The sequence below is a fragment of the Streptomyces yongxingensis genome (genome assembly GCF_055597465.1).
Genome location: NZ_CM145717.1, coordinates 10,700,480 through 10,724,425, shown reverse-complemented (window position 1 = coordinate 10,724,425; position 23,946 = coordinate 10,700,480). Strand labels below are relative to the sequence as shown.

Here is a 23,946-nt window from a genome sequence, read left to right as displayed (position 1 = left end):
GTCCGTGGGGCCTGCTTCCCGCCGCCCGGCGGTCGGGCCTCTCAGCCCTCGGCGTGGGCCAGCCACAGGTCGGGGCCGAAGACCTCGTAGCGGATGTGGCGTGCGGGGATACCGGCCCGGAGCAGTTGGGTCCGGGCGGCGCGCATGAAGGGGAGCGAGCCGCACAGGTACACGTCGGCGTCGCCGGGCAGGTCCAGGCCGTCGAGGTCCATCAGGCCCGTGCGCGCACCGGCTTCCTCGGCCGCGTCCTCCTCGTACCAGAACTCCGATCGTGCGTTGGGAAGTTGGGCCACGAGACGGCGGGTGTCGGCGCGCAGGGCGTGGTCGGCCGGAGCGCGGTCGGCGTGCAGGACGCGGACCGGTCGGGCCGAACCGGTGGCGGCGAGGTGTTCGAGCATGGCGGCCATGGGGGTGCAGCCGATACCGGCGGACACCAGCACGAGCGGGGTGTCGGTGTCGTCGAGGACGACGTCTCCGAACGGGGCCGACAGGGTGAGTTCGCCACCGGCCCGTACGGTGCGGTGCAGCTGGCTGGACACCTCGCCCTCGGGGGCGCCGGCCACGCTCGCCACGCGCTTGCCCGGTGATGCGCCGCAGCCCGTCGCCGGGGGCGTTGGACAGGCTGTACTGGCGGGTCTGGCCACGTCCGGGGTCTCCTCCCGCCGCTCCACGACGGTCCACTGCCGCCACGGGTGCCGCGGGTCGACCTGGGCTTCCTGGTAGAGGCGGGCCTCCTGGGCGATGAGGGCACCGGCCATCAGCCAGTACACCTCGTCCCAGGCGGAGGCCACCTCCGCGGTGACGGCCTCGCCCAGCACATCGCCGATGGCGCGGAAGAGGTATTTGTGGACGATCGTGTACTGGTCCTCGGTGACGCCGAGCGCGGCGTGCTTGTGGGCGATCCGGGACAGCAGCGCGTCGGGGCGGGCGTCGGGGTCGGCCAGCAGCGCCTGGGCGAAGGCCGCGATCGATCCCGCCAGAGCCTTGCGCTGCTCGCCGCTGGCCTGGTTGCCGCGGTTGAACAGCCCGTCCAGCAGCTCGGGCTGCTCGGCGAACATGGTGCCGTAGAAACGCGCCGTGATCTCGTCCAGGGCCCCGCCCACAGCGGGAAGGGTGGCACGAATGACAGCGGCCGACTCAAGCGAAAGCATGGCTCTCCTCTGCAGTGCGGGCACTTGGGGGGACGGCGCTCACCGCCGCGGCCGGGGCCCGTCGTGTGGATCGGGCCGGTACATCGATCGTGCCGGTGGCACCGCGAAGCCGAACAGGGCCGAACTTCCCTGATGGCAGGGACGGTCGGGCCGGGTTGAGGTGAGGCTCGACTGTGCGCACGCGGACCGCAAGGACCGACCGGCCCTTTCCTCGTTCCGCTCGGCTCTGGCGCGCCGGGCCCGAGCCCGGAGACGATCAAGCAGACCAGTGGGCGGTGGGAAGAAAGGACAGTCGGGGATGATCGCTGTTGTAGGGCATCCCGATCTCAGCACGTCGACGCTCGTGCTGGTGGAGGAGGAACTGCGGGCGCGGCTGGCCGAGTTCGCCCGGGCGGGCAGAGCCGGTCTGGTCCGCGCCGGAAAGGGGTTGCCGACGGCGTTCGGGAGGGCCGCCCGTAAGGCCGGGCTGGCCCTGGTGACGGTCCTGCCGGCGCGGAACGGCGTGCCCACGCAGTTGGCCGAGCTCGACCGCAAGGCCGCCGGCGAACTGCTGCTGCTGTCCGAGCAGGTGCGGCTGGTGGAGTACGACCCCGGCGACCGCGGCTCGTGCGTGACCGCGGACGAGAGCTTGCTGCGCCACTGCGCCCGTGTGCTCGCGGTATGGGACGGCTCGCCGTCCAGCGGCCGGGACGTGACGGCACATCTGGTGGCCTACGCGCGCAGTCACGGGGTCGATGTCGAGGTGATCTGGCCGCGAGGGGCCAGGCACGGGACCGTTCGCCGGGAACCGTCATGACCGTTCAGCCTCTTCCTCCCGTTCCCGGCACTCGTATGGTCGAGCTGGACCGGAAGGAATCGCTCAGGCTGCTGACGGGCGTGTCCATGGGGCGGGTGGGCTTCACCCATCAGGCGCTCCCGGTGATCCGGCCGGTCAACCACCTCGTGAACGACGACGGCGACCTCGTCATCCGCACCCACGCGGGTGCCGCGCTGCTGGCCACCGCGTCGGCGTCCGAGGTGGTGGTGTACGAGGCCGACCAGATCGACGAGGCCACGCACACCGGCTGGAGTGTGATGGTCACCGGCACCGCGAGCCGCGTCACGGATCCGCGGACGCTCGCCCGCTACCGCACCGAGCTCACCCCCTGGATCAACACGGAGATGGAGCACGTGGTCCGCATCCGTGCCGAGTTCGTGACCGGCTACCGGCTGGAGACGGCGCCACCGCCCCCGTAGCACGCGTCACAGGCCGTTGCCCCGCGCGGGTTTCGCCGATGTCATCGGCGCGTGGCGAGCCCGAGCCCGCGCGACGGGGCCGGGTGGCTCCCCGTACGGACCGGATGGCCCATCGTCCGGGGGCGGCCGCCGCCGCACGCTGGAGGCGGCAGATTTCAGACCCCGCCCGGGAGGCAGGCCATGAACACCCCGACCATGCTGCGCGCGCTACCCGCCGACCACCGGCAACGGCTCATGCACTTCGCCCGTGAGGTGTCCTTCCCGCAGGGAACGCGTCTCTTCGACGAAGGCGCCCGTGCGGACCGGTTCTGGATCCTCCGCACCGGCTCGGTCGAGCTCGACACGCAGGTGCCCGGTCGGCGTACCGCCGTCATAGAGGCACTGGGCCCCAACGAACTCGTCGGCTGGTCCTGGCTGTTCGCGCCGTGCGTGTGGCATCTGGGCGCCACGGCGACGACACCCGTGCGGGCCTACGAATTCGATGCCACGACCGTCCGCTCCATGTGCCGGGACGACCCGGCTCTCGGCCAGGCCGTCACCCAGTGGGTCGGCGAGGTGCTCGCCCACCGGCTGCGTTCCGCCAGGGGCCGGCTGCTGGACCTCTACGCCCCGTACGGCGCCGGCAGCGCCGTCTGAGCGAGGCGGAAGGCGATGCGGGAGAGCGCGGAGGACGTCCGATCGAGACGTCGTGGCGTCCGCCGGCCTTGGTCTTCAGCGCCCTTCCCGCCGCTGCCGGTCCTGGGCCTGGGTGGCGATGACCGCGGCCTGGATGCGACGTTCCACGCCGAGCTTGGCCAGCAGACGCGAGATGTGGTTCTTCACCGTCTTCTCGGCCAGGTACAGCCGCTGGCCGATCTGACGGTTGGTCAGCCCCTCGCCGATCAGATCCAGAATCTCGCGCTCGCGTTGCGTCAGCCCGGGCAGGGCGTCGGGCTCCTCCTGCTGCTGACCGCCGCGCAGCCGGGCCATCAGCCGGGTGGCGGCGCTCGGGTCGAGCAGGGACTTGCCGTCGGCCAGGGTGCGCACCGCGGACACCAGGTCCGAGCCCTGGATCTGCTTCAGGACGTACCCCGAGGCGCCCGCCATGATCGAGTCCAGCAGGGCCTCCTCGTCATCGAAGGAGGTCAGCATCAGGCAGGCGAGCTCGGGCATGCGCGAGCGCAACTCCCGGCACACGGACACGCCGTCACCGTCGGGCAGGCGAACGTCGAGAACGGCCACCTGCGGTCGCAGCGCGGGGACGCGGACCAGGGCCTGCTCCACCGTCCCGGCCTCACCGACCACGCTGATGTCCGGCTCGTCGTCGAGCAGGTCGCGCACACCACGCCGTACCACCTCGTGGTCGTCCAGCAGGAAGACCCGGGTGGGGTTGCCGGGGCCGGGCCGCTCGCTGTCCGCCATGGATTTGCTCCCTGTAGGTTCCGCGTTCCGTCGATGCCCGATCGCGTCGGGATCGGCATCCGAACCGAGATCCTTCTCGTATTCGGGCCGAGGGACCAGGGCCGGTCGGCCCATTTCCTCCCGCGACGCCGCGACGGCCGAGGTGCGGCACGGGCCGTCGGCGCCGGTGTCAGTCCGTGGCCGGGAAGCGGCGCGGCGCCAGGAACAGCAGAACCAGGAACGCCAGCCCCGCCGCGCAGCCCGCGCCCAGGTACACGGTGCGGACGGCGTCCGAGACGGCCCGCCGCGCCACCTCCGGCGCGGTCCCGGCGTGGAGCGCCCGGGTCACCGAATCGAGGTCACCCATGCCCACGAGCCGCGCCGACAGCACCCCGTTGACGATCGCGCCGAAAGCCGACGCGCCGATCGTCTGGCCGGTCTGGCGGCAGAAGAGCACGGAGGCGGTGGCCGTACCCCGCTCCGACCACCCCACCGTCGACTGGACGCCGACCATGAGCGGGAGCTGGAACAGTCCGAGCGCGGCGCCCAGCAGCAGCATCAGCGCCGTTGGCTGCCATGCCTGGCCCGGGTACGGCAGGAGCGGGAAGGCGAACAGGAGCAGCGTGGCCGCGCCGATGCCGAGCATCGCGGTGTTGCGGATGCCGATGCGCCGGTAGACATGCTGGCTGAAGGAAGCCGAGACCGGCCAGCTGAGCGTCCACACGGACAGGACGAATCCGGCGGCCACCGGTCCCAGGCCCAGAACCGACTGGGCGTACGTCGGGAGGAAGAGGCTGGGGGCCACCGTCAGCAGGCCCAGGGCGCCGAGGGCGAGGTTGACGGCGGCGATGGGGCGGCGGCGCCACACCCAGCCGGGCATGATGGGCTCGCGGGCCCGCCGTTCGACGACGACCACGAGCGCGGCGAGCGCGAGCCCGGTGGTGAACAGGGCGAGGGACGGGGCGGACAGCCACGGCCAGGCCACCCCGCCCTGCACCAGGGCGCTGAGCAGCACTCCCCCGCAGGCGAAGACCGCGCACGCGCCCGCCCAGTCGATGGGCGGCCGGTCGGCCGGCCGGTGGCCGGGCTCGTGGAGGTGGCGGACGACGAGCCACAGCACCACCACGCCGACCGGCAGGTTGACCAGGAAGATCCAGCGCCAGTCGGCGTACGCGGCGAGAACGCCGCCGAGAGCCGGGCCGGCGATCGCCGACACCGCCCAGACCGAGGAGAGTCGTGCCTGGATCTTGGGTCGCTCCGCCAAGGGGTAGAGGTCGGCGGCGAGGGTCTGCACCGTGGCCTGGAGGGCACCGCCACCGAGTCCTTGTACGACGCGGAACGCGATCAGCGCCACCATGCTCCAGGCGGTGGCGCACAGCAGGGAGCCGAGCAGGAAAATGGCCGCGCCCACGATGAGCACGGGTTTGCGACCGAAGGTGTCCGACAGTTTGCCGTAGACGGGCAGGGAGACCGTCACGGCGAGCAGGTAGCCGGAGAACAGCCACGAGAACGCGGAGAAGCCGCTGAGGTCGCCGACGATCTGCGGAACGGCGGTGGAGACGACGGTGGAGTCGAGCGCCGCCAGCGCCATGGCCAGCATGAGAGCGACGGCGACGACGCCCCGCTTCCTGGGCGGGGTGAGTGGTGTCGGCCGCGGGGTGAGTGGTGTCGGTCGGGTGTGGGGATGCCCGCGTCCGTCGGCCGCCCTGGTCATCGTGGAATGCCTCCTTCATGGGCCGGGTCTGCGTCTCCATCGTTGTGACCCACGCATCGATTGAGGAAGCAAATTGATCCAATAATTCTTATTGCGCTTCGCAATGAGACTGCTTAGCATCGGCGCCCATGGTCTTTCCTCCGGAGCACGTGCGAACGTTTCTGGCGGTGGCGCAGTCCCTGAGTTTCACTCAGGCCGCGGCGGCGCTGGGCCTCGGGCAACCCACGGTGAGCCAGCACATCCGCAAGCTGGAGCAGGCGGTGGGGCGGCCGTTGCTGGTCCGGGACACTCGAAGCGTGGTGTTGACCGTCGACGGGGAGGCCATGGTCGGCTTCGCCCGTTCCATCCTCGCCGCACACGCCCAGGCGGCGGACTACTTCACCGGCACGGGGGTGCGGGGCCGGTTGCGCTTCGGAGTGACCGACGACCTCGCATTGACCCAAGTGCCGCGGATCCTGCGGGACTTCCGGCACCTCAACCCCGGTGTCACGTTGGACCTCACCGTCTCCCAAGGGGTACATCTGCAACGCAGAGTGGAATCCGGCCACGTCGACGTCGCCTTCGTCAAGACGAACGCCGGGGATGGTCGAGGGCGGCTGGTGCGCCGGGACCAGCTGGTCTGGGCAGCCGCCGAGGGAACCGGCCTGCGGTGGGACGAGGAACGGCCGGTGCCGCTCATCGTGTACCAAGCGCCCAGTCCCAGCCGTGATCTGGCGGTGCGGGCATTGGAGCAGGCGGGCATCAAGCACCGCGTGGTCTGCACGGCGCGCGGGGTCAACGCCGTCCTCGCCGCCACCCGCGCCGGGCTCGGCCTCGCGATCTTCGTCCGCAGCCTGCTGCCGAGCGACCTGGTCGAGCTGCCCGGCAGCGCCGGCCTGCCCGAACTCGGCGAACTCGACCTCGTCCTGCTGACCAATCCGCACGCCCCCGCCGAACCCGTCGAGGCGCTGACCACCGCCATCCTCGCGCACACCGACCGCATCCGCTCCATCCACGGCACCCGCCGCTGGCCGGCCGAGCCGGGGCGCGCGGGGGCCCCGGGAGCCCGTCCGGAGAGAACGGGATGACGATGCCGGACGTCGCGTACGGTCAGCGGCGCAGACGAAAATGCACGGCTGCCACGTTTTATACACTTGGCGTATGAATGTCGAGCTCCGGGACCTGCGCTGGTTCCTGGTCCTGGCGGAAGAGGAACACTTCTCGCGCGCCGCGGCCAGGTGCCGCGTCACCCAGCCCACGCTGACCCGTTCTCTCGCCCGGCTGGAAGCGGCGCTGGGAGTCCGCCTGGTCGACCGCACCACCCGGAGTGTGAGCCTGACCGAGGCCGGACACCGCCTCCATGCCGAAATGGGCTCACTGCTCCCGCAGGTGGACTCCGCCCTGCGCTCCGTGAGCTCCCAGCGGACACTGCGCCTGGGCTTCACCTGGCTGCTGCCCAGCGGCCTGGCGCGGCACCTCATCACCGAATTCGAGCAGGCGACCGGGGGAAGGGTCGACCTCGTGCGACGGGACGAGCGCACGGCCGGCGTCGCCACCGGACACACCGACGCCGCGGTCCTCTACGGCACACCCCCGTCCGGTGGTCGTCTGCGCATCGTCGAGCTCGGCGCCGAGGACCGCGTGGCGGCCGTCGGCCTCCGCCACCCGCTCGCTCGCCGCAGGCGTCTGCACTGGGCGGAACTCGCCGACCACGCCCTCGTGGTCAACAAGCTCAGCGGCACCGTCGGCCGCGGCATGTGGCCGGCCGGAGCACGGCCCGAGGTGGCCGTCACCTGCCGCACGTACGACGAGTGGATCGAGATGGTCGCGGCCGACCGGGGCGTCGGAGTCCTCCCGGAATCCGCACGCACCCACCCACACCCCGACGTCCGCTACATCACCATCGCCGACGCGCCGCCCGTCCCCCTGGTCCTCGTCCGCCCCACCCGCTTTCCCCACCCCCTCACCGACCACCTGGGACGCATCGCCCGCGCCGCGACCGAACGCCCCGGCCGGCCCTGAGCGCACTCGGGCCGAGCTCACCCCGAGCCTCTGGCCTCGCTGCCCGAGCGGGAAGTGGATGCCAGGCTCTTGGTCTCCACGATGCCTCCGAGCGTCACCTCTCCCTCCTCGACCCGCACCTCGAGGGCGTCCCGGGACAGGCCCAGCGAACGACCCATCACCTCGCGCCGGATCTCCTCCACGATCGCCCCGTCGCGGCGGAGGAAGCCCCGGAGCAGATCGCTGCGGCTGACGACGCCCACCAGACGTCCGGCCTCGTCGAGCACGGGCACGGCGGTGAGGCCGTGATCTCCTTGAATGACGCATCAGGCCGCACGCAGACGACAGCCGTCGTCATGACGTGCCCCACGATTCGCCGTGTCATCTCCGCACCAAGGTTCCCTTCTGGAAACGGACATGGAGAAAGCCGAGGCCAAGCCCGGCCTGCTGTCCTGTCCACTGTGGGCTCCCGCCGCCGCACCCGGCGTGGGCCGACGGACCTCACCACGGCGCCGACCGGGCCTTGGCCCGTCGACGTGGCATCGACGAGGCCGCGCCCGACCACGCGCGGGCACGGTATGGGGCCGGTCGGCCGGGCTCAGGGGACGTGGGACCCATCCCGCCGTCCCGTCCCCGCCGAGAGGGTGGAAGCGCGCCGCAGAAGGAGGTCCGCACCATGCCCCGTACCGTCACCGTCGGCCTGGACGGTTCACCCGAGAGCCTCGCCGCGGCGGACTGGGCGGCCCGCGAGGCCCAGCGCCGCGAACTGCCGCTGAGCCTCGTCCACGCGCTGGACTGGCACTCGTTCACCTACGCGCCGCTCACCGGAGTCCAATCACTGACCCGATGGGCCGAGCGCCTGCCGAGCGACACCGCGGCACGGCTGCGACACGACCACCCGGGCCTGCGGATCGTCCATGAGCAGACCGCTCGTGAACCAGTGCCGTCGCTGCTGGCGGCCGCCGGGAACGCCGAGTTGCTGGTCCTCGGCTCCCGGGGTTTGAGCAGGGTCACCGGGGTTCTGGTCGGCTCCGTGGCGCTGTCGATCGTGGCCCGGGCCGAGTTCCCCGTCGTCCTGGTACCGACCGGCGGGACCGGCAGGGGCGACCACCGGACCCGCTCGGCCGCCATCGCCTCTCCGCGCCTGGCGCGCCGGGATGTCGTCTTGGGGCTCGACCTCCGGCGGCCCGCCGCCCCGGTGCTGGAGTTCGCGTTCGACGCCGCCGCCCGCCGGGCGGCGACACTGCGCGTCATCCACGGTTGGAGCCCGTCCCCCGCCTCCGGCCACCCGGTCCCCTTCGGCACCGGAGCGTCAGCTCAGGTCGCGGGCGAGCTGGCTGACGTCCTCCGCCCGTGGCGGGCGAAGTTCCCCGGCGTCGAGGTGAGCGAGCAGGCCGTGGTCGGCAGCCCCGCGGGGCACCTGGTGGACGCATCGGCCCACGCCGCCCTGGTGGTCGTCGGCCGCTTCACCCACGGCCCGCGGCCCGGCCCGCGCATCGGTCCGGTCACCCACGCCGTACTGCACCACTCCACCGCGCCGGTGGCGGTGATCGCGCACAGCTGACGCCCCGTCGAAAGGCAGCCGCGAAGCCGACACCGTTCCCGATCCGTCCGTCGAAGTCGAAGGGAACCATCCATGTTCAGAACCGTGCTGCACACCGCCCTCGCCTCCGCCCTGCTGACACTGGCTCCGGCCGTGCCCACCGCCGCACACACCACCGCCTCGACACCGCGTGGGGCGGGGGTTCAGGAGGACACCGTGCCGACGGACCGGTCGGGTGCCGCGGAGTCCGCCTTCGACCACGTCGCGAACTTCTACGGCGCCTACATCGACGCACGCGACTCCGCGAGTGAACGGCTCGCCCAGGAGCTCCGTCGTCACTATCTGACCCCCGATCTCCTCCGGCGTCTGGCGGACTGGGAAGGCGAGCACGCCGCCGACGGCGTGCTGCGCGCCCAGGGTGTTCCCACCGGCTGGAGGGTCAGTTACGAGGACAGCGCCATGGGACACACCTGGACGCGGGTGCGGCTCGCCTGGGACACCGGGGACCACACCACGTACACCTGTCTCTCCCTGCGCTCGGACCTGGCCACCAAGCTCATCTCCGACATCAGCGTGACGACCGTCCAGCGATGAATCTCCCCGGCGCGGAACACCCGCTGCCCACCCCCTCACACGCGGAGGTACCTGTCATGCTTCGCCCCGTCGTCGTCGGGCTCGACGGCTCCCCCGAGAGTTTCACCGCGGCCAACTGGGCGGCCCGCGAGGCCCAGCGCCGCGGGCTGCCACTGCACCTGGTGCACGCCTGGCTCTGGCAGACCGGAGATCTGCCCGCCGCGGACAGCGAGGACACCGTGCGGCACTGGGCGCGGCGCATCCTGCGCGACGCCGAGAAGGAAGTGAGCGGTCGCCACCCCGACCTCGCGCTCACCGGCGAGCAGATGCCCACCACGGCCGTCACAGCGCTGCTGGAGCGGGCGGAGGGCGCCGAGATGCTGGTGCTCGGCTCGCGCGGGCTCAGCGCGCTCACCGGCTTCCTGCTCGGCTCCGTCGGCCAGCAGGTCCTCGCCCGGGCGACGTGCCCGGTGGTGATGGTGCGGGCGAACGAACGGTCCGCCGCCGAGCGGCCGGGCGACGAGGTCGTCGTCGCGCTCCAGGACCTGACGGCGGTCCCCGGGCCACTGCTGGACTTCGCCTTCGCCGCGGCGTCCGCGCGCGGGGCGACGTTACGAACCGTGCACGTCCGCAAGCTGCCGTCGTCCGACTACGGGTACGGCCTCGCCACGGGATCCGTCGGCTACCTGAACGGTGATCTGGAGGCCCAGGTGAACCGGGAACTGGAAAAGGTCCTGGAACCGTGGCGGGAGAAGTACCCGCGGGTCACGGTGGAACGCACGATCGATCTCGCGTTCGTGGCCGGGGCCGTGCTGCGGGCCACCGCCCAGGCCGGGCTGCTGGTGGTCGGCCGGCGGACACACCGTCCCGCCCTGGGAACACACATCGGCCCGGTCACGCACGCGGTGCTCCACCACTCCACCGTTCCGGTGGCCGTCGTACCGCACGACTGAAAGCCGACTCCCGGCGCCCGGCCGGGCCTTCGGCTCGCTCTCGTGGGCGGGGCGCACCGCCCCGCCCACCGAGATCTACCGGCCCTGGGCCCGCCGTGCCGCCGTGCCGCCGGGGAGATCCACAACCGCTGTCAACAGCGCAAGGAGCGATCGGACATGACTCTCAGGACCACCGATAAGGACGCGGCCGTGACGGTGCGCGCCGAGGAGGGCGTCGACGAGGAGACGCTCGGCTACGCGCGGACCAAGGTCGACGCGGTCCTGGCCCGGTCAGGGCTGCCTGCGGTCACCGGCGAGGTGAGGATCGCCAAGGCGGCGGCGCCGCACGTCGAGCGCCCCTGGTCGGCCACGGCCGACCTCCGGGTGGGTCGCGCCGTCGTGATCGTCCACGCGCGGGAAGCCACCGGCCGGGAGGTCGCCGACCGGCTGCAGGACCGGATGCGCCGCCAGGTGGACCGGGCCGTCCACAGCGGGCGCGCGGCCCGCAGGCCGGTGGCGCCGCCGTGGCGCGGAGGACGTACGGCGGGCTGAGGCCCCTGTCGCGAAAGCCCCACCCGCCCGGCTCGGACGGACCCGGCCGGTGTGCCGCACCGGCCCGGCTCCGGGACCGGCCCCTCGGGCCCGGTCCCGGAGCCGCGTCACGCCCGCGCGCTCCGTCTCATCGATACCCCCGGACCGCTACGGCCGGATCGACCCCGTCGGCGCTTTGCCGCGGCGCACGGCGTGTGGCCGGGCCGCGTCGATGATGGCGATGACGAGGAACAGGCAGACGACGCCGGCCGCGGTCAACGCCGCCGCAGCCGTGCGGCCCGGGTTCGCCTGCCCCGTCCACAGGATCGTGGCAGCCACCGCGGTCGCCACGAGGAGTCCGGGCAGCAGCCATACGAGGAAGGCGCGGCACCGCGAGGAGGCGGACCGGACCGCCGGGGTCCTATACCCCCAGGCCGCCCAGTGTTTCTCGGTCTCCCGGAGTTCGCGTGCCCGGTGAACGCGGGACCGGGCGGCCAGCGCCGCGGTCGTGGCCGCGCCCGTCGCGGCCACGACACCGATGACACTCCAGGACACCGGCGTGAGAAGCAGCGGCGCGAGGAGCGCGACCGTACCCCAGCCGGTCAGGCATCCGGCCGCCGCGATCCGCCGGGACAGCGGCCGGTCGTCTCGGGCCCGTATGTCCGCCACCGCGGGCAGGGACCATACGCAGCCGCCGGCGCAGGACACCGCGGCAGCCAGCGCGAGGACGGCATGGGACATGGCACTCTCCTCCATCGAACACCTGGACATCGGCAAGGGCATCGGACCGTGGCGGCCCGCTCAGCGCTGTGCGGCCTCGAGTTCGCGGATCTCCGGATGGTGCAGATCGAAGGCCGGGGATTCGCTGCGTATCCGGGGCAGCCGCGTGAAGTTGTGCCGTGGTGGAGGGCATGAGGTGGCCCACTCCAGGGAGCGTCCGTATCCCCACGGATCGTCGACCTCGACCTTCTTGCCGTATCGGGCGGTCTTCCAGACGTTGCAGAAGAACGGCAGGACCGAAAGACCGAGCAGGAACGAGCCGATGGAGGACAGCGTATTGAGAGCGGTGAAGCCGTCGGCCGCGAGGTAATCGGCATATCGACGCGGCATGCCCTCGGCCCCCAGCCAGTGCTGCACGAGGAAGGTGAGGTGAAACCCGGCGGTGAGGGTCCAGAAGGTGATCTTTCCAAGTCGTTCGTCGAGCATCTTTCCGGTGAACTTCGGCCACCAGAAGTGGAATCCGGCGAACATCGCGTAGACGACGGTGCCGAACAGTGTGTAGTGGAAGTGCGCGACGACGAAGTAGGAGTCCGATACGTGGAAGTCCATCGGCGGCGACGCCAGGATCACACCGGTCAGACCGCCGAACGTGAAAGTGATCAGGAAGCCGGTGACCCAGAGCATGGGTGTCTCGAAGGACAGCGACCCCTTCCACATCGTACCGATCCAGTTGAAGAACTTGATGCCGGTGGGAACCGCGATGAGGAAGGTCATGAAGGAGAAGAACGGCAGCAGCACACCACCGGTGACATACATGTGGTGGGCCCACACCGTAACCGAAAGACCGGCGATCGAGATCGTCGCCGCGATCAGCGAGACATAACCGAACATCGGCTTGCGCGAGAACACCGGGACGACCTCGGAGACGATACCGAAGAACGGCAGCGCGAGGACGTAGACCTCGGGGTGGCCGAAGAACCAGAACAGATGCTGCCACAGCAAGGCACCACCATTGGCCGGGTCGAAGATATGCGATCCGAACTTGCGGTCGCACTCCAGCGCGAGGAGCGCGGCGGCCAGCACCGGAAAGACGAGCAGAATCAACACCGAGGTCAGCAACACGTTCCAGGCGAAGACGGACATCCGGAACATCGTCATGCCCGGAGCGCGCATGCAGGTGATCGTGGTGATGAAGTTGACCGCGCCCAAGATGGAGCCGAAGCCGGAGAGCGTCACGCCCATGATCCACATATCGGAGCCGACACCGGGTGAATGGATGGCGTCCGACAGGGGTGCGTACAGGAACCAGCCGAAGTCGGCGGCGCCCTGAGGGGTGAGGAATCCGGCGGCGGCGGTCAGTGAGCCGAACAGGAACAGCCAGTAGGAGAGCATGTTCAGACGGGGAAAGGCCACGTCCGGAGCCCCGATCTGAAGGGGCATGATCCAGTTGGCGAACCCGGTGAACAGAGGCATCGCGAAGAGCAGCAGCATGACCGAGCCATGCATGGTGAATGCCTGGTTGTACTGCTCGTTGGACATGATCTGGGTCCCCGGGCGCGCCAATTCGGCCCGCATGACCAGGGCCATCAGGCCACCGACGAGGAAGAAGGCGAAAGCCGATACCAGATACAGCGTCCCGATCCTTTTGTGATCGGTTGTCGTCAGCCACTCCACCAGGACATGTCTGCGCGTCGGCGGGGAGTCCGCCTCGGGAGCAGCCCCCCTCACGTGGTTCCCCTTGATATTCATTCCATCCACCGAGCCGCGCCCTCCGCCTCTTTGTTCAATTCAGAAGCAGCCGGAAAGGAAACACACCAAGGGCGGTACACGAGAAAACCGCCGCTCTTTCCAGCTCACAACATGATCAACGGTCGGGCAGTGGCCGCACAGGGCCGAACAGTCCAGGGCCGGGGTCGAAGGTCCCGCCGGCCCGGCCGATGCGGCCGGTCGGTCCCGCGGTGGCGTAGCGGCCGCCCGGCCGGTGTGCCGGGGTCACGCCGCGCCGACCGCGGGCCGGGGGACGGTGAGGGTCAGTACAGTCCGGTCGTGTCCTGCCGGTAGGTGTTGCCGAGGATGTCGTCGAGGAAGTCCCCGAAGCCCGTCTCCAACCGGAGACCGGTTGGGGGCTCGTAGGTGAAGAGGCCGGGACAGACGCTCTTGTCGAGGCTGCTGTCGACGAAGAGCGCGTAGGAGAAGCGATCCGGCTTCGTCCCGTCGTGACACGCCTGGCGCACCACGCGGTGGGCGACCGCGGCCACCGGCGTCCTGGTCGATCGGGTCAGGATCTCCATCGCACAGCCGAAGTTGACGATGAAGGTGCCCGGTATCGGGTCGATCGCGTACCAGTCACCGTCCCGGTCCACCTCGAGCCCGGGCTCGGTGGAGCGCAGGACCGTCACCCAGCCCGAGTCCTTGTGGATGTTCAGGCCGCGTGCGGCCACTTCGGGCCGGAAGTGGTTGAAGGTGAGGGTGTGGGTGCCCTGCGGGGTGAGGCTGTGCCCGGTGGCCTCGTGCCAGAGGTCACGCGGCAGGTCGAGATGGGTGAGCACCGCGCGCTGGATGTCCAGCGCGAAGTCGCGCATGGCCTCGGCCTGCCGCACCAGCGCGGCCGGGTACACCCGCTTCCACCAGGTGCTCGCCAGGAAGAACTGTTCGGTCTGGTCGGCATCGCGACAGAAGTAGCCCTGATGCGCGCCCAGTTGTTCCGATGTCCACCGACGGTAGCCCCGGTAGGGGTCCGTATGCCCTCTCCGGGCAGGGAGGTAGAAGCTGCGGGCGAACCAGTCTCCGGCGGACAGGTCCAGGCCGGCGGGCTGCTTGACGTAGAAGAAGCCGTCCTCCAGCGCACGTCGCAGCCCGTCCTCGGCGGTGAAGGACAGGTCGCCCTGCCGCAGTTCGGCCAGCTGCCACCCCTGTCGCGAGGCGGTCCGCGCCTGTTCCCACGCCGTGTTCATACGCGGGAGTGGAACTCGTAGCCCAGCTTGCCCGCTTTCTCCACCGAGAACGCACGGAAGCTCTGGTACTCCCGCAGCCTCCCTTCCGTGTCGTACTGGTAGAGGAACATGTCGTACCGCGGTCCCATGTAGATCGTGAACGAGGACCGGTCCGGGCCGTCGGCGTCGGCGGGCAGTTCGGGCACGCGGTGGTAGACGGCGGTCACCGGTCGCGGCAGCTTCCTGGTCAGGACGCGGAACGCGTCACCGAGGTTGACGGTGAAGTGCCCCGGCCGTTCGCGGACGGGCATCCAGCGGCCCTCGTGCAGGATCTCGTAGCCGGGCTGGTCGGTGCAGATCGTGGTGATGAACCCGCTGTCGGAGTGCTCGACGATTCCGGCGCGGTCGCTCAGGCCCGTACGGTAGTGGTTGACCGTGGTGTAGCACAGTCCCGTGTCCTGACGGGCGCCACCGGTGACGAGTTCCCGGTCCTCCTCGGGTATCCCCGCCGCGTCGAAGACGCCGTAGAGGGTGTCCAGGGTCAGCTCCTTCATCCGCCGGAGCACGGCCGTCACCTCCTGGGGCAGGTACCGCTGCCACAGGAAGCTCTCCAGTTGCAACTGCTCCACCTGATCGGGCCGGTCCTCGTAGCCCAGCTTGGACTCGGGGTGGCCGTGTTCGCGGTGGCCGCGATGGCGGTCGTCGGGGTCGCCGGTGGCGGGCTGGTAGAAGCTGCGGCAGAAGGCCAGGCCCGCGCTCACGTCGAGGTCCTCGGGAACGGCCAGGTTGAACGCGCCGAGGCACAGGGCCTGGTCCGCGTCGTCCGGCGAGGCGAACCGCAGTCTGCCCGCCTCCACTGTCGCCGCGGGGAGGGTGAGGTGGGTTTCTTCCTCAACGACATCTGTCGTCATGCTGGGACTCTCCCATCGTGGTCGGTCACTTCCGTCATGGCCGCGGCGCGCTCACAGCGCGGCGTCGTTGTCGTAGGTCCGGCGCACCTCCTGCGCGGCGAAGTCGGCGACGGACTGCACGGGGTGCGCCGTGCCGTTCTCCAGGCGGTAGACGGTGCCGTCGAGACTGGAGTCCAGGAAGGTCACGTACGAGGTCCGGTCGGGCCGGCCGGGGCCCCGCTCGGTGGCGACCACGCCGTGGATGTTGGCACGCACGGGCGTGGGCAGGGCCCCGGTGAGCACTTCCAGGGAACTCCCGAAGTTCACGATGAAGTGCCCCGGCACGGGGTTGATGGCGCTCAGTTCTCCTTCGATGAGTGCGAGCAGGCCGGGCTCGACGGATCGGAGCACGGTCACCCATCCGGAGTCGCGGTGGAACTTGCAGCCGCGGGTGGCTTTGTGCGAACGGAAGTGGTTGAACGCGAGCATCTGATGGCCCCGGTGGTCGGTGAGCCCGCTGGAGATCTCGCTCCACAGCCGTGGGGGGATGTCCAGGTGGCGGAAGACCGCCCGCAGTACGGCGATGCCGAGGTCGGCCATCCCGCGCCCGAGCGCGGCGACCTCGGCGGGCAGCAGGGGCCAATTCGCCTGCTCGATGTAGAAGTTCTCCCACTGGTCGTGCTCGCGGTCGAAGTAGCCCTGGTAGGTGCCGGGGACAGCGACGTCCCGGAAGCCGCGGTAGCGGTCGAGTGCGTCGCCGCGCCGGTCCTGGTGGAAGTGCGCCGCGAATCGGTCACCGGGCCCGGTGTCGAGGCCGTCGGGGATGCGCAGCAGGAAGAAGCCCTGGGTCAGGGCGCGGTCGAACCCTTCCTCTCGGTCGAAGACCAGGTCCTCGCCGTGGAGCCGGGAGTGTTCGAGCGCGATCGGCGGGTAGGCGGCGAGGGCCTCCCGTTCACCGGGCATCGAGGGCAGGGCCACCGGTGGCCGGCCCGTCACGGGGTGGGACGTCGTCATCGGCTCGGCTCCCTCGGTGTGCCGGTGTCGCGGTGGATGGTGATCGTTCCGGGGCGTGCGGGGCGGGGCATGGAAGCGTGGCGCTTCAGCCGGAGATCGGTGTCCTTGGTACTGACCGTGTAGTGGCCGTACAGCTCCGAGAGGACCAGGGCCTGCATCCGCACGGAGAAGAGGCGGCCGGGGCACTTGCGCGGGTTCCGCTCGGCGTTGATCATGCTGAAGGAGTTGATCTCGTAGCGGCCGCGGGAGAGCAGGGACGAGACCGTCTCGCGATCGGAGCGGACGATGGCCTCGATGTTGGCGGGGGCGAAGCGGCACGGCTCCGGGAAGACCGCCGGATCGCGGTTGGCCTGCCGCCGGTCCAGCCACAGCATGGTGCCCGGCGGTACGGTCACCCGGGCTCCTCGGTGGTGCAGGGCAAAGGGCGCGGTCGTGCGGCGCCACAGAGCGCTGGGGTTGCTGCCGCCCAGTCGTACCGCCTCCAGGACCGCGAGGTCGGTCACGGACGGGGACGATCCGCCGCGCGGGCACCGGCCGTCACCATCGCCGTTCCGTGCCTCGGCCACGATGGCGGTCTTGACCTGCGGTGTGCTCTCCACATAGCCCAGCGCCCACATCAGGCTCAGGGCCGTGGTGTCGTACGTGGCCACGATGATCGTGCCGAGTTCCTTGATCCGCGCGGGGTCCAGAGCGGCGAGGCCCTCGCGGGTGAAGGACAGTCCCCACAGCGCGAAGTAGCGCCGGATCAGGTTGGAGTCAGGAGCCTCGGCGAGGGATGCGAAGTTGGCCGTCAGCAGATCGCGCACGAACGGGACGATGACGTCGAACTCCCGCATCGCCCGCGGGTTGTCGTTGCTGATGACATCGGAGGCGAGGTCGAAGAAACCGCGGACCACGTGGCCGTACTCCGCCGAGCGCAGGTATTCCGGCAGGGGCCGCTGGGTGAGGTCGAGCACGCCGGGGATCATGCTGTCCACGTACGCGGTCAGGGACAGTGTGAAGTCGTCGAGCGAGATCTCCTGCCCCGCTGCCCGGCGCAGGTGGTCGGCCGTGTGCCGTCGGACGGCGGGCTCGAGACGCTCCACGAACTTGGCGCTGCCGAGGGAGCGTTCGACGGCCGCCCGCTTCCCCGGGCGGTCCGGGTGGTCGTGGGGCATGGATCCCATGAAGTCGCCGAACAGCTCGCGGTTGGCATCGGTGGAGGGTGCCAGGATGTCCTCACCGACCAACGGTGCGTTGGTGATCTGGTAGAGGGCGAGCCGCTGCCCCATCCAGAACGTGCACAGGCCGCCGTTTTCCTCGGCCAGCGCGCTGATGCCGGATGTGCGGAAGTAGTGCGAGGCGGGTTCCCCCCGCACCACGGTCGCCTGGTGGAAGGCCGGGGCGTGGCCGTGCAGCCGGCTGGGACCCGGATGGTGGGCCAGCACTCCGGGGAAGGGCACACCGGGCCCTTCCGGCGGGGCCACGGTCGTGGCCCTGGGGACGGCACGGCGGTCGTCGGCCGAGGTGGTCACGTCGACTCACCCGCGCCCGCGCCGACGGACTGGGCGATCCCGAAGTCGGCGTGCCGGTCGGACCAGGTCCGTTCGTTGAACTCGCGCAGGAAGTCCTCGGAGCTGCGCACCGCCGCGGCGGAACCGTCCCGGCGGACCTGGTAGAGGTTTCCGGTGGCGGGCGGGTTGGCGAAGGCCGCGAACGAGAAACGGTCGGCCGCTCCGGCCGCCGGGGTGCACTGCCGGACCCGGTGCAAGATGGCGTGCACCGGCCGGCTCAGGGCCGCGGTGAGCAGTTCGAAGGCGCCGCCGAAGTTCACCACGAAGTGGCCGGGCGCCGGATCGACGGACATCCAGACGCCGTCCACGGACGCTTCGAGGCCCGGCTCCTCGTTGTAGAGGACGGTCACGAATCCGGTGTCCTTGTGCGGGGCGCAGCCCAGTTGGGCCCGTTCGGAGCGGTAGTGGTTCGCCGCGAACCAGTGTGTGCCCCGCCCGTCGACGGCCCCGCCGGTGATCTCGCTCCACAGGTGCGGGGCGATGCCGAGGTCGGCCATCGCGCACCGCAGGACCAGCAGAGTGAGCTCGCTCATCCGCTCGGTCATGACGGTGAGTTCCGGGGGGAAGTGGCGGCGGCGTCCGGGGCCGTCGATGAGCACGTGCTCGGTCTGGAAGTGCTCACGGTCGAAGTAGACGCCCTCCAGCGCCCGGAAGCCGCGATAGGGCCGGGTCGCCTCGGGGCCGTCCTCGGGGGCGCGGTAGAACTCCCGGCACAGGGTGATACCGGGCCCGGGGTCGAATCCGGCGGGCATGGCGAGCAGGAAGCAGCCGTCCGCGAGCGCCTGGGACAGTCCGCCTTCGGTGTCGAACGCAAGGCCCGGCCCCCGCACCGACGCCCGTTGGAGTGCCATCGCTGCGGTTCTCATCCGCGGTCACCTCCCCCGGTGGTGCGGGCAGGTGCGTTCGGGGCCTCGGTGCCGGCGTAGATCTCGTAGTCGTTCTCGTCGATGAGCTCACGCGAGCCGCAGACGCGTTCCAGGCCGGTGCCCTGGGCGTAGCGGTAGATGCCCTGGTCCTGACCCGGCAGGCAGCCGCTGGAGGAGAAGTGCCCATAGCTGGAGCGGTCCGCCCGCTGGCGCGCGACCCGGTGCATGATCGCCGCGACGGGTGTGTCGCTGCCGGAGGTGAGGATTTCCATGGCCAGCCCGAAGTTGATGACGAAGCAGTCCGGGTCGGCGGGCACGACCTCCCAGTGGTCGCCGCGGGCGACCTCCAGGCCGGGGGAAGTGGTCCGCAGGACGGTGAGGAAACCGTCGTCCTTGTGGGAGCTGAGGCCGATGTCCTCGTGCGCGGGCCGGTAGTGGTTGAACGTCAGGTGGTAGGAGCCGGCCGACTGTGAACAGCCGCCGGTGGCCCGTGCCCAGTCCTCCTCGGGTATGCCCACGTGGTGGAGCACGGAGCACAGCACCTGCTGCGACAGCCGAGTGAGCGCCTCGCCGAGCTCGGCGATCTCCGGCGGGTAGTCGGTGGCCCAGAAGCGCCGTTCCAGGAGGAACTGCTCGATCTGGTTGATCCGCTGGTGGAAGCCGAGCAGCGGGTCGCCGAAGCGGTCGCTGCCGATGGTGCGGAACCGGCCGTACGGGGCGGTGGACGGTCCGCGGTAGAACTGCCGGGCGAACGTGTCACCGGCCGAGACGTCGATCTCGGCAGGGATCTCCAAGAAGAAGACTCCGTCGCGGAATGCTCGATCCCGCGCACCAGAATCAACGAACAGCAGGCTCCCGCTCGACATTCTGGCCTTTTCGAGCCGCGCTTCACCGAAGGCCGACAGGTCAGCGGAACGCTTCGCGTAGACGTCTCGGTATATCTTCCCCCGACATATCTCGGGAGCCAGTGCACGAGGCGTGGGTTCCATGCTCACCGGCCTTTCAGATGGAGGGATACGACGATGAGGTCACGTAGCTCTTCCGGCGCTCCTGGATGTTCTCCTCGCGCGATCTCGGACAGTGTGCTGAAGGAGCCTGGATACACCATGACCGGAAGTCCCTGCCGCTTGAGGCAGGCGAAGATGGAGAATTCCTCCAGGAAGTACTCGCTGGACATCCTGATGCGGTTTTCCCACTCGGTCTCGCCGATTCCGTGAGAGCGCTTGCGGTGATAGGAGCGCCCGAACGACTCCACTGACGAGCGGAACACCTCGTCCTTGGCGAAAAACGTCCGCAACTCGTCGTGGAATTGGACGCATTCACGACGATTCTGGACATCACTGCAGTTCAGGAAGGTGAAGTCGGTCGAGGCGCCATACTCGTCGAACACCCTCCGCTCGCCCTCGATAAACTGGCGGCCGAGTTCCAGAGCGCGATCGAATGCCTCTTCGGGCGCCATTCCGCGGGTCGATTCCAGCGTAAGCCGATGAATACTGTCGCCGATGAGCACGGTGCAGCGGGCGAACCTCCGGGAGATCCACTTGACCATGCTCGCGAGTTTGGCGGTGGCGAAGTTGCTGTTCTCGAGGCTGACTCCGAGAAAACATGTGTCGTGCTGCTCGAACGTGGTTCTGCTGGTCACGGGAGAGACCGATGCTATTTCTGCCTTGTAGCGCGTCCTGCGCGCCGGCTCCACCTGTTGACGGGGGGAAGAGATCGCTTGCGTGTCCAACACCATTGCATCCGCCTGAGTTCGTCGCTAAGTACGGGGATCACTCTCGGCTTCTTTTTGGGGTGTACGCGCAGCCTGACATGGCCCAGGAAAGTGGGCATGTCTCCGAGACCTCCGCAGATCACACCCGGAGGCCGCTCAAAATTGGTAGCAGGCGGCCGTGGAGTCGGCCAATGGCAGGGCACTGAATTCGGCCTGATGATTCATCAGGTCTCGCTCTCACAGGAAATACGCAGGTCACTGCGGGGTCATGGGCACAGGCACGGCACGGCGCGGGGCGCGGCGGCGGCCTCCCCGCGCCGGGAGTGGGCACGCGCATGACACCGCTCCGTGCCACGCGCATATGACGGGCGGTGAACTGGGCTTTTGCCGTACGAGTGGCGGACACGCGACGACACGCCACCGGGCGGCAGAGCGCACGGGACCCCGGAGAGCGAACGGGCCGGGACCGCGTCGGTGATGGCCGAACACCTCACATGGCATCGGTATCGACTTCCGCGGCTGCCGGCACGAGGTTGGCAAGCCGTTCGGTGTCGGTTACGGTGAGTCCCTCAGCCGCTCGGCGAGCAGCGGGCCCGCGTTGCCCGCCCCATGCGATGCGGCGTTCTGCGACGTTCCACGGACATCTCCACTCCTCCGGGCCTCGCATCCCCCTTCTCGAGCAGCGGCGCCCCCTGTCCAGGGGCGACCTCTGGCTGCGCCTTCCCCCTCCGCCAACAGCACCGCAACCGCCGCACACCCCCGTGCGGATGTTTCCAACGATGCTGCCGCCGCAGCGTGAGGAAGGAGGCCGGGGTCTCAGTGACATCGACACCCACCACCAGACGATGGGCCCTGCTTGCCATGTCCGTGGGCGTCTTCTGCATCCAGCTCGACGCGTTCGCCCTGAATCTGGCCCTGCCGCAGATCGGCCGCGATCTGCACGCAGGAGGCGCCGGTCTGCAATGGGTGACCAGCGCGTATCTGCTGTCCACCGGGACCCTCATGCTGGGTGCGGGGCGCCTCGGCGATCTGTTCGGACGGCGACGGCTGTTGATCCTGGGCCTCGCCGTCTTCGGCGCGTCGTCCCTGGTCTGCGCGCTCGCCCCGGCACTACACGTCCTGGTCGGCGCCCGGGTGGCCCAGGGGGCGGGGGCCGCGATGGTCATGCCGGTGGGTCTGTCGCTGCTGACGAACGTCTACCCCAGCGAACTGCGGGGCCGCGCCACCGGCCGGGCGCTGGGCATCGGCGGAATCGCCACCGCCTGCGGCCCGTTCATCGGCAGTGCCCTCACCGACGCGGTGTCCTGGAGGGCGGTGTTCTGGCTCAACGTCCCCCTCGCCGCGCTCGGCGCGGCATGGGCCTCGCGTACCGCCGAGAGCTATGACACCAGCGCGCCCCGGAGGGTCGACTGGCGCGGGCTTGCCACCGCGACAGCCGCGCTCGTGACCCTCGCCGTCGTCGTCGACCGCGGCCGCCACTGGCAGTGGCCCGTCATCCTGGCCGGCCTGGTCGCCGCGGCGGCCCTGCTGACCTGGTTCGTACGGCTCGAACGGGTGGCGGCGAGTCCACTGGTCCAGCTCACGCTCTTCCGCAACGGGCCCTACGTGGCGCTGACGCTCGCCGGGGCCGTCGCCAACACCGCGACCGTCATGTTCCTGTTCGTCGTGCCCCTGACGCTCCAGGGACAGTGGGACCTGTCCGTCGCCATGGCGGGTGCCGCCTTCCTCGCCCCGGCACTGGCCATGGCCCTCGCCGGTCCGATCGCCGGCCGTGTGCCCCCACCCGCCGCGGTGCGCGTGATGACCGTCTGCCTGGGCGCGGGAGCCCTCGTCCTCGCCTGCCTGGCCCGGGCCTCATCGCTCGATGTGTATCTGATCGCGGCCACCGCGGGCGGTGCGGTTCTCGGAACGGCCAACTCACTGACCCTCGTCGCCACTCAGGGGGTGATCAGACCGGAGCGGGCCGGGGAGGCGTCCGGAGTCACCAAGACCGTCATCACGGTGGCGGCCGGCCTCGGCATTGCCCTGGCCGGGGCCGTCGCCGACCAGGAACGCGGCGTGGGTTCCGAAGCGGCCTCGGACACCGCGTTGCAGATCACCGCCCTGGGGTGCGTGGCCACCTGTGTGATCCTCGCCGTGTGGCTCGGGACCCATGAGCGACAGCGGCTGCGCCGGCCGGTCCGGCGCGCGGTGAAGGTGGCGCTCGGACACCGACGCGGGGACCGGTCCGCGGGGAGGAAGTGATCAAGGTGGCCCTCGCCCGAGGTGTGTGTGGGACGCGGCCACCCCGACCGCTTCGAACGTGGCGTCCCGCACCATGTCCGGGGGTGGACCCGCTGCCTACCGTGACGGCCATGAACACCACCCGCACCACCGAGGGCGGCGCTGCCCGGCACCCCGGCCTTGACGCGTCCGCCGTCCCCGCAAGCCAGTTCCTGAAAGGGCGCAGCGCCCTGGTGACCGGCGCGGCGAGTGGCATCGGACGGGCTTGTGCCGTCGCCCTCGCCGACGCCGGGGCCTTCGTGTACGTCGTCGATCTGGCCGAGGAAGCCGCCGAGCGGGTGGCCGAGGAGATCGGCGGCAGCCCCTGCGTGACCGACCTCTCCGACCTGACGGCCATCGACGGCCTCCCCACCGCCGTCGACATCGTCGTCAACAATGCCGGGCTCCAGCACATCGCGCCGCTGCACGAATTCCCACCGGACCGTTTCGCCCTCATCCAGAAGATCATGGTCGAGGCGCCGTTCCGTATCATCCGGCGCGCCCTCCCCCACATGTACGCGCACGGGTGGGGCCGCATCGTGAACCTCTCCTCCGTACACGGCCTGCGGGCCTCGGCCTTCAAAAGCGCCTACGTGACCGCCAAGCACGCGATGGAGGGGCTGAGCAAGGTCGCCGCCCTGGAGGGGGCGCCCCATGGCGTCACGTCGAACTGTGTGAATCCCGGGTACGTCCGCACCCCCTTGGTCGAGGCCCAGCTCGCCGACCAGGCCCGCTCGCATGGCATCGCGGAGTCGGAGGTACTGGAGAAGATCATGCTGGAGCGCAGCGCCATCAAACGCCTCATCGAGCCGGAGGAGGTCGCCTCCGCGGTGCTGTGGCTGTGTTCCGAGAACGCCGGCTTCATCACCGGCGCCTCGCTGCCGCTGGACGGTGGCTGGACCGCGCACTGACCGTCCCGTGACCCGAATCGCCATACCCGCGGGTGCGCGCCGT

Annotated in this window: 24 protein-coding genes; 11 read left to right on the top strand and 13 right to left on the bottom strand. The window is 70.3% G+C overall.

Translation table 11 applies throughout. The annotated features are described in order from the left end of the window. Nucleotides 1-41: 41 nt before the first annotated feature. Entirely contained in the window at nt 42-1,151 is a 1,110-nt protein-coding gene (locus ACZ6TD_RS45475) for a globin domain-containing protein (protein WP_471347785.1), read from the bottom strand. 298 nt (nt 1,152-1,449) lie between these two features. Here ACZ6TD_RS45475 and ACZ6TD_RS45470 point away from each other — a divergent pair, with 298 nt between their 5' ends. The 3 genes from ACZ6TD_RS45470 (at nt 1,450) to ACZ6TD_RS45460 (ending at nt 3,023) form a co-directional block, all read left to right on the top strand. After that, entirely contained in the window at nt 1,450-1,947 is a 498-nt protein-coding gene (locus ACZ6TD_RS45470; protein ID WP_471347783.1) for a hypothetical protein, read from the top strand. Beyond that, on the top strand, nt 1,944-2,387 hold the full coding sequence (locus ACZ6TD_RS45465) for a pyridoxamine 5'-phosphate oxidase family protein (RefSeq protein WP_471347781.1): 444 nt from the start codon (nt 1,944-1,946) through the stop codon (nt 2,385-2,387). The genes ACZ6TD_RS45470 and ACZ6TD_RS45465 overlap by 4 nt, the downstream gene beginning before the upstream one ends. 180 nt (nt 2,388-2,567) lie before the next feature. Continuing rightward, complete coding sequence (locus ACZ6TD_RS45460) at nt 2,568-3,023, top strand: cyclic nucleotide-binding domain-containing protein (protein WP_471347779.1); 456 nt, start codon at nt 2,568-2,570, stop codon at nt 3,021-3,023. A 75-nt stretch (nt 3,024-3,098) separates the two neighbouring features. Here ACZ6TD_RS45460 and ACZ6TD_RS45455 read toward each other — a convergent pair whose 3' ends face one another. Both ACZ6TD_RS45455 and ACZ6TD_RS45450 read right to left on the bottom strand, forming a co-directional pair. After that, nucleotides 3,099-3,788, bottom strand: a complete 690-nt coding sequence (locus ACZ6TD_RS45455) for a response regulator (RefSeq protein ID WP_471347777.1) — start codon at nt 3,786-3,788, stop codon at nt 3,099-3,101. 169 nt (nt 3,789-3,957) lie between these two features. Beyond that, on the bottom strand, nt 3,958-5,481 hold the full coding sequence (locus ACZ6TD_RS45450) for an MFS transporter (RefSeq protein WP_471347776.1): 1,524 nt from the start codon (nt 5,479-5,481) through the stop codon (nt 3,958-3,960). 167 nt (nt 5,482-5,648) lie between these two features. Between ACZ6TD_RS45450 and ACZ6TD_RS45445 the strand changes: the two genes are divergently transcribed. Together ACZ6TD_RS45445 and ACZ6TD_RS45440 are read left to right on the top strand one after the other, a co-directional pair. Then, nucleotides 5,649-6,548 (top strand): LysR substrate-binding domain-containing protein, encoded by a 900-nt coding sequence (locus tag ACZ6TD_RS45445; RefSeq protein ID WP_471347774.1) that lies wholly within the window; start codon nt 5,649-5,651, stop codon nt 6,546-6,548. A gap of 73 nt (nt 6,549-6,621) precedes the next feature. After that, nucleotides 6,622-7,482: a LysR family transcriptional regulator gene (locus tag ACZ6TD_RS45440; protein WP_471347772.1), complete on the top strand. Its 861-nt coding sequence runs from the start codon at nt 6,622-6,624 to the stop codon at nt 7,480-7,482. A gap of 17 nt (nt 7,483-7,499) precedes the next feature. Here the strand turns inward: ACZ6TD_RS45440 and ACZ6TD_RS45435 are convergent, their stop codons facing one another. Continuing rightward, on the bottom strand, nt 7,500-7,754 hold the full coding sequence (locus tag ACZ6TD_RS45435; protein ID WP_471347770.1) for a CBS domain-containing protein: 255 nt from the start codon (nt 7,752-7,754) through the stop codon (nt 7,500-7,502). A 383-nt stretch (nt 7,755-8,137) separates the two neighbouring features. Between ACZ6TD_RS45435 and ACZ6TD_RS45430 the strand changes: the two genes are divergently transcribed. From ACZ6TD_RS45430 to ACZ6TD_RS45415, 4 genes are all read left to right on the top strand, one after another. Continuing rightward, nucleotides 8,138-9,025, top strand: coding sequence for a universal stress protein (locus ACZ6TD_RS45430; RefSeq protein ID WP_471347768.1), 888 nt, complete (start codon nt 8,138-8,140; stop codon nt 9,023-9,025). Nucleotides 9,026-9,097: 72 nt separating this feature from the next. Beyond that, entirely contained in the window at nt 9,098-9,598 is a 501-nt protein-coding gene (locus ACZ6TD_RS45425) for a hypothetical protein (RefSeq protein ID WP_471347766.1), read from the top strand. Between the two features lie 56 nt (nt 9,599-9,654). Further along, nucleotides 9,655-10,530 carry a universal stress protein gene (locus ACZ6TD_RS45420; RefSeq protein WP_471347764.1) on the top strand — a complete coding sequence of 292 codons (876 nt, stop codon included), beginning with the start codon at nt 9,655-9,657 and terminating at the stop codon, nt 10,528-10,530. A gap of 156 nt (nt 10,531-10,686) precedes the next feature. Continuing rightward, nucleotides 10,687-11,061, top strand: coding sequence for a hypothetical protein (locus ACZ6TD_RS45415; RefSeq protein WP_471347762.1), 375 nt, complete (start codon nt 10,687-10,689; stop codon nt 11,059-11,061). Nucleotides 11,062-11,208: 147 nt separating this feature from the next. Here the strand turns inward: ACZ6TD_RS45415 and ACZ6TD_RS45410 are convergent, their stop codons facing one another. The 9 genes from ACZ6TD_RS45410 to ACZ6TD_RS45370 all read right to left on the bottom strand — a co-directional run bounded on the left by ACZ6TD_RS45410 (nt 11,209) and on the right by ACZ6TD_RS45370 (nt 20,754). After that, on the bottom strand, nt 11,209-11,781 hold the full coding sequence (locus ACZ6TD_RS45410) for a hypothetical protein (protein ID WP_471347760.1): 573 nt from the start codon (nt 11,779-11,781) through the stop codon (nt 11,209-11,211). A 60-nt stretch (nt 11,782-11,841) separates the two neighbouring features. Next, nucleotides 11,842-13,509 (bottom strand): aa3-type cytochrome oxidase subunit I, encoded by a 1,668-nt coding sequence (gene ctaD / locus ACZ6TD_RS45405; RefSeq protein ID WP_471347758.1) that lies wholly within the window; start codon nt 13,507-13,509, stop codon nt 11,842-11,844. 281 nt (nt 13,510-13,790) lie between these two features. Then, entirely contained in the window at nt 13,791-14,714 is a 924-nt protein-coding gene (locus tag ACZ6TD_RS45400; RefSeq protein WP_471347756.1) for a 2OG-Fe(II) oxygenase family protein, read from the bottom strand. Beyond that, the gene (locus ACZ6TD_RS45395) at nt 14,711-15,604 is read right to left on the bottom strand and encodes a 2OG-Fe(II) oxygenase family protein (protein WP_471347754.1); all 894 of its coding nucleotides are present in this window, start codon (nt 15,602-15,604) and stop codon (nt 14,711-14,713) included. The genes ACZ6TD_RS45400 and ACZ6TD_RS45395 overlap by 4 nt, the downstream gene beginning before the upstream one ends. Nucleotides 15,605-15,655: 51 nt before the next feature. Then, nucleotides 15,656-16,597, bottom strand: coding sequence for a 2OG-Fe(II) oxygenase family protein (locus tag ACZ6TD_RS45390; protein WP_471347752.1), 942 nt, complete (start codon nt 16,595-16,597; stop codon nt 15,656-15,658). Continuing rightward, complete coding sequence (locus tag ACZ6TD_RS45385) at nt 16,594-18,111, bottom strand: cytochrome P450 (protein WP_471347750.1); 1,518 nt, start codon at nt 18,109-18,111, stop codon at nt 16,594-16,596. Before ACZ6TD_RS45385 ends, ACZ6TD_RS45390 begins: the two co-directional genes overlap by 4 nt. Further along, nucleotides 18,108-19,016 (bottom strand): 2OG-Fe(II) oxygenase family protein, encoded by a 909-nt coding sequence (locus ACZ6TD_RS45380; protein ID WP_471347748.1) that lies wholly within the window; start codon nt 19,014-19,016, stop codon nt 18,108-18,110. Before ACZ6TD_RS45380 ends, ACZ6TD_RS45385 begins: the two co-directional genes overlap by 4 nt. Next, nucleotides 19,013-19,810 carry a 2OG-Fe(II) oxygenase family protein gene (locus ACZ6TD_RS45375; protein WP_471347746.1) on the bottom strand — a complete coding sequence of 266 codons (798 nt, stop codon included), beginning with the start codon at nt 19,808-19,810 and terminating at the stop codon, nt 19,013-19,015. The genes ACZ6TD_RS45380 and ACZ6TD_RS45375 overlap by 4 nt, the downstream gene beginning before the upstream one ends. Nucleotides 19,811-20,007: 197 nt before the next feature. Continuing rightward, entirely contained in the window at nt 20,008-20,754 is a 747-nt protein-coding gene (locus ACZ6TD_RS45370; RefSeq protein ID WP_471347744.1) for a tRNA-dependent cyclodipeptide synthase, read from the bottom strand. A 795-nt stretch (nt 20,755-21,549) separates the two neighbouring features. Between ACZ6TD_RS45370 and ACZ6TD_RS45365 the strand changes: the two genes are divergently transcribed. Together ACZ6TD_RS45365 and ACZ6TD_RS45360 are read left to right on the top strand one after the other, a co-directional pair. After that, nucleotides 21,550-22,974: an MFS transporter gene (locus ACZ6TD_RS45365; RefSeq protein WP_471347743.1), complete on the top strand. Its 1,425-nt coding sequence runs from the start codon at nt 21,550-21,552 to the stop codon at nt 22,972-22,974. Between the two features lie 110 nt (nt 22,975-23,084). Further along, on the top strand, nt 23,085-23,903 hold the full coding sequence (locus ACZ6TD_RS45360; RefSeq protein WP_471347741.1) for a 3-hydroxybutyrate dehydrogenase: 819 nt from the start codon (nt 23,085-23,087) through the stop codon (nt 23,901-23,903). Nucleotides 23,904-23,946 lie beyond the last annotated feature (43 nt).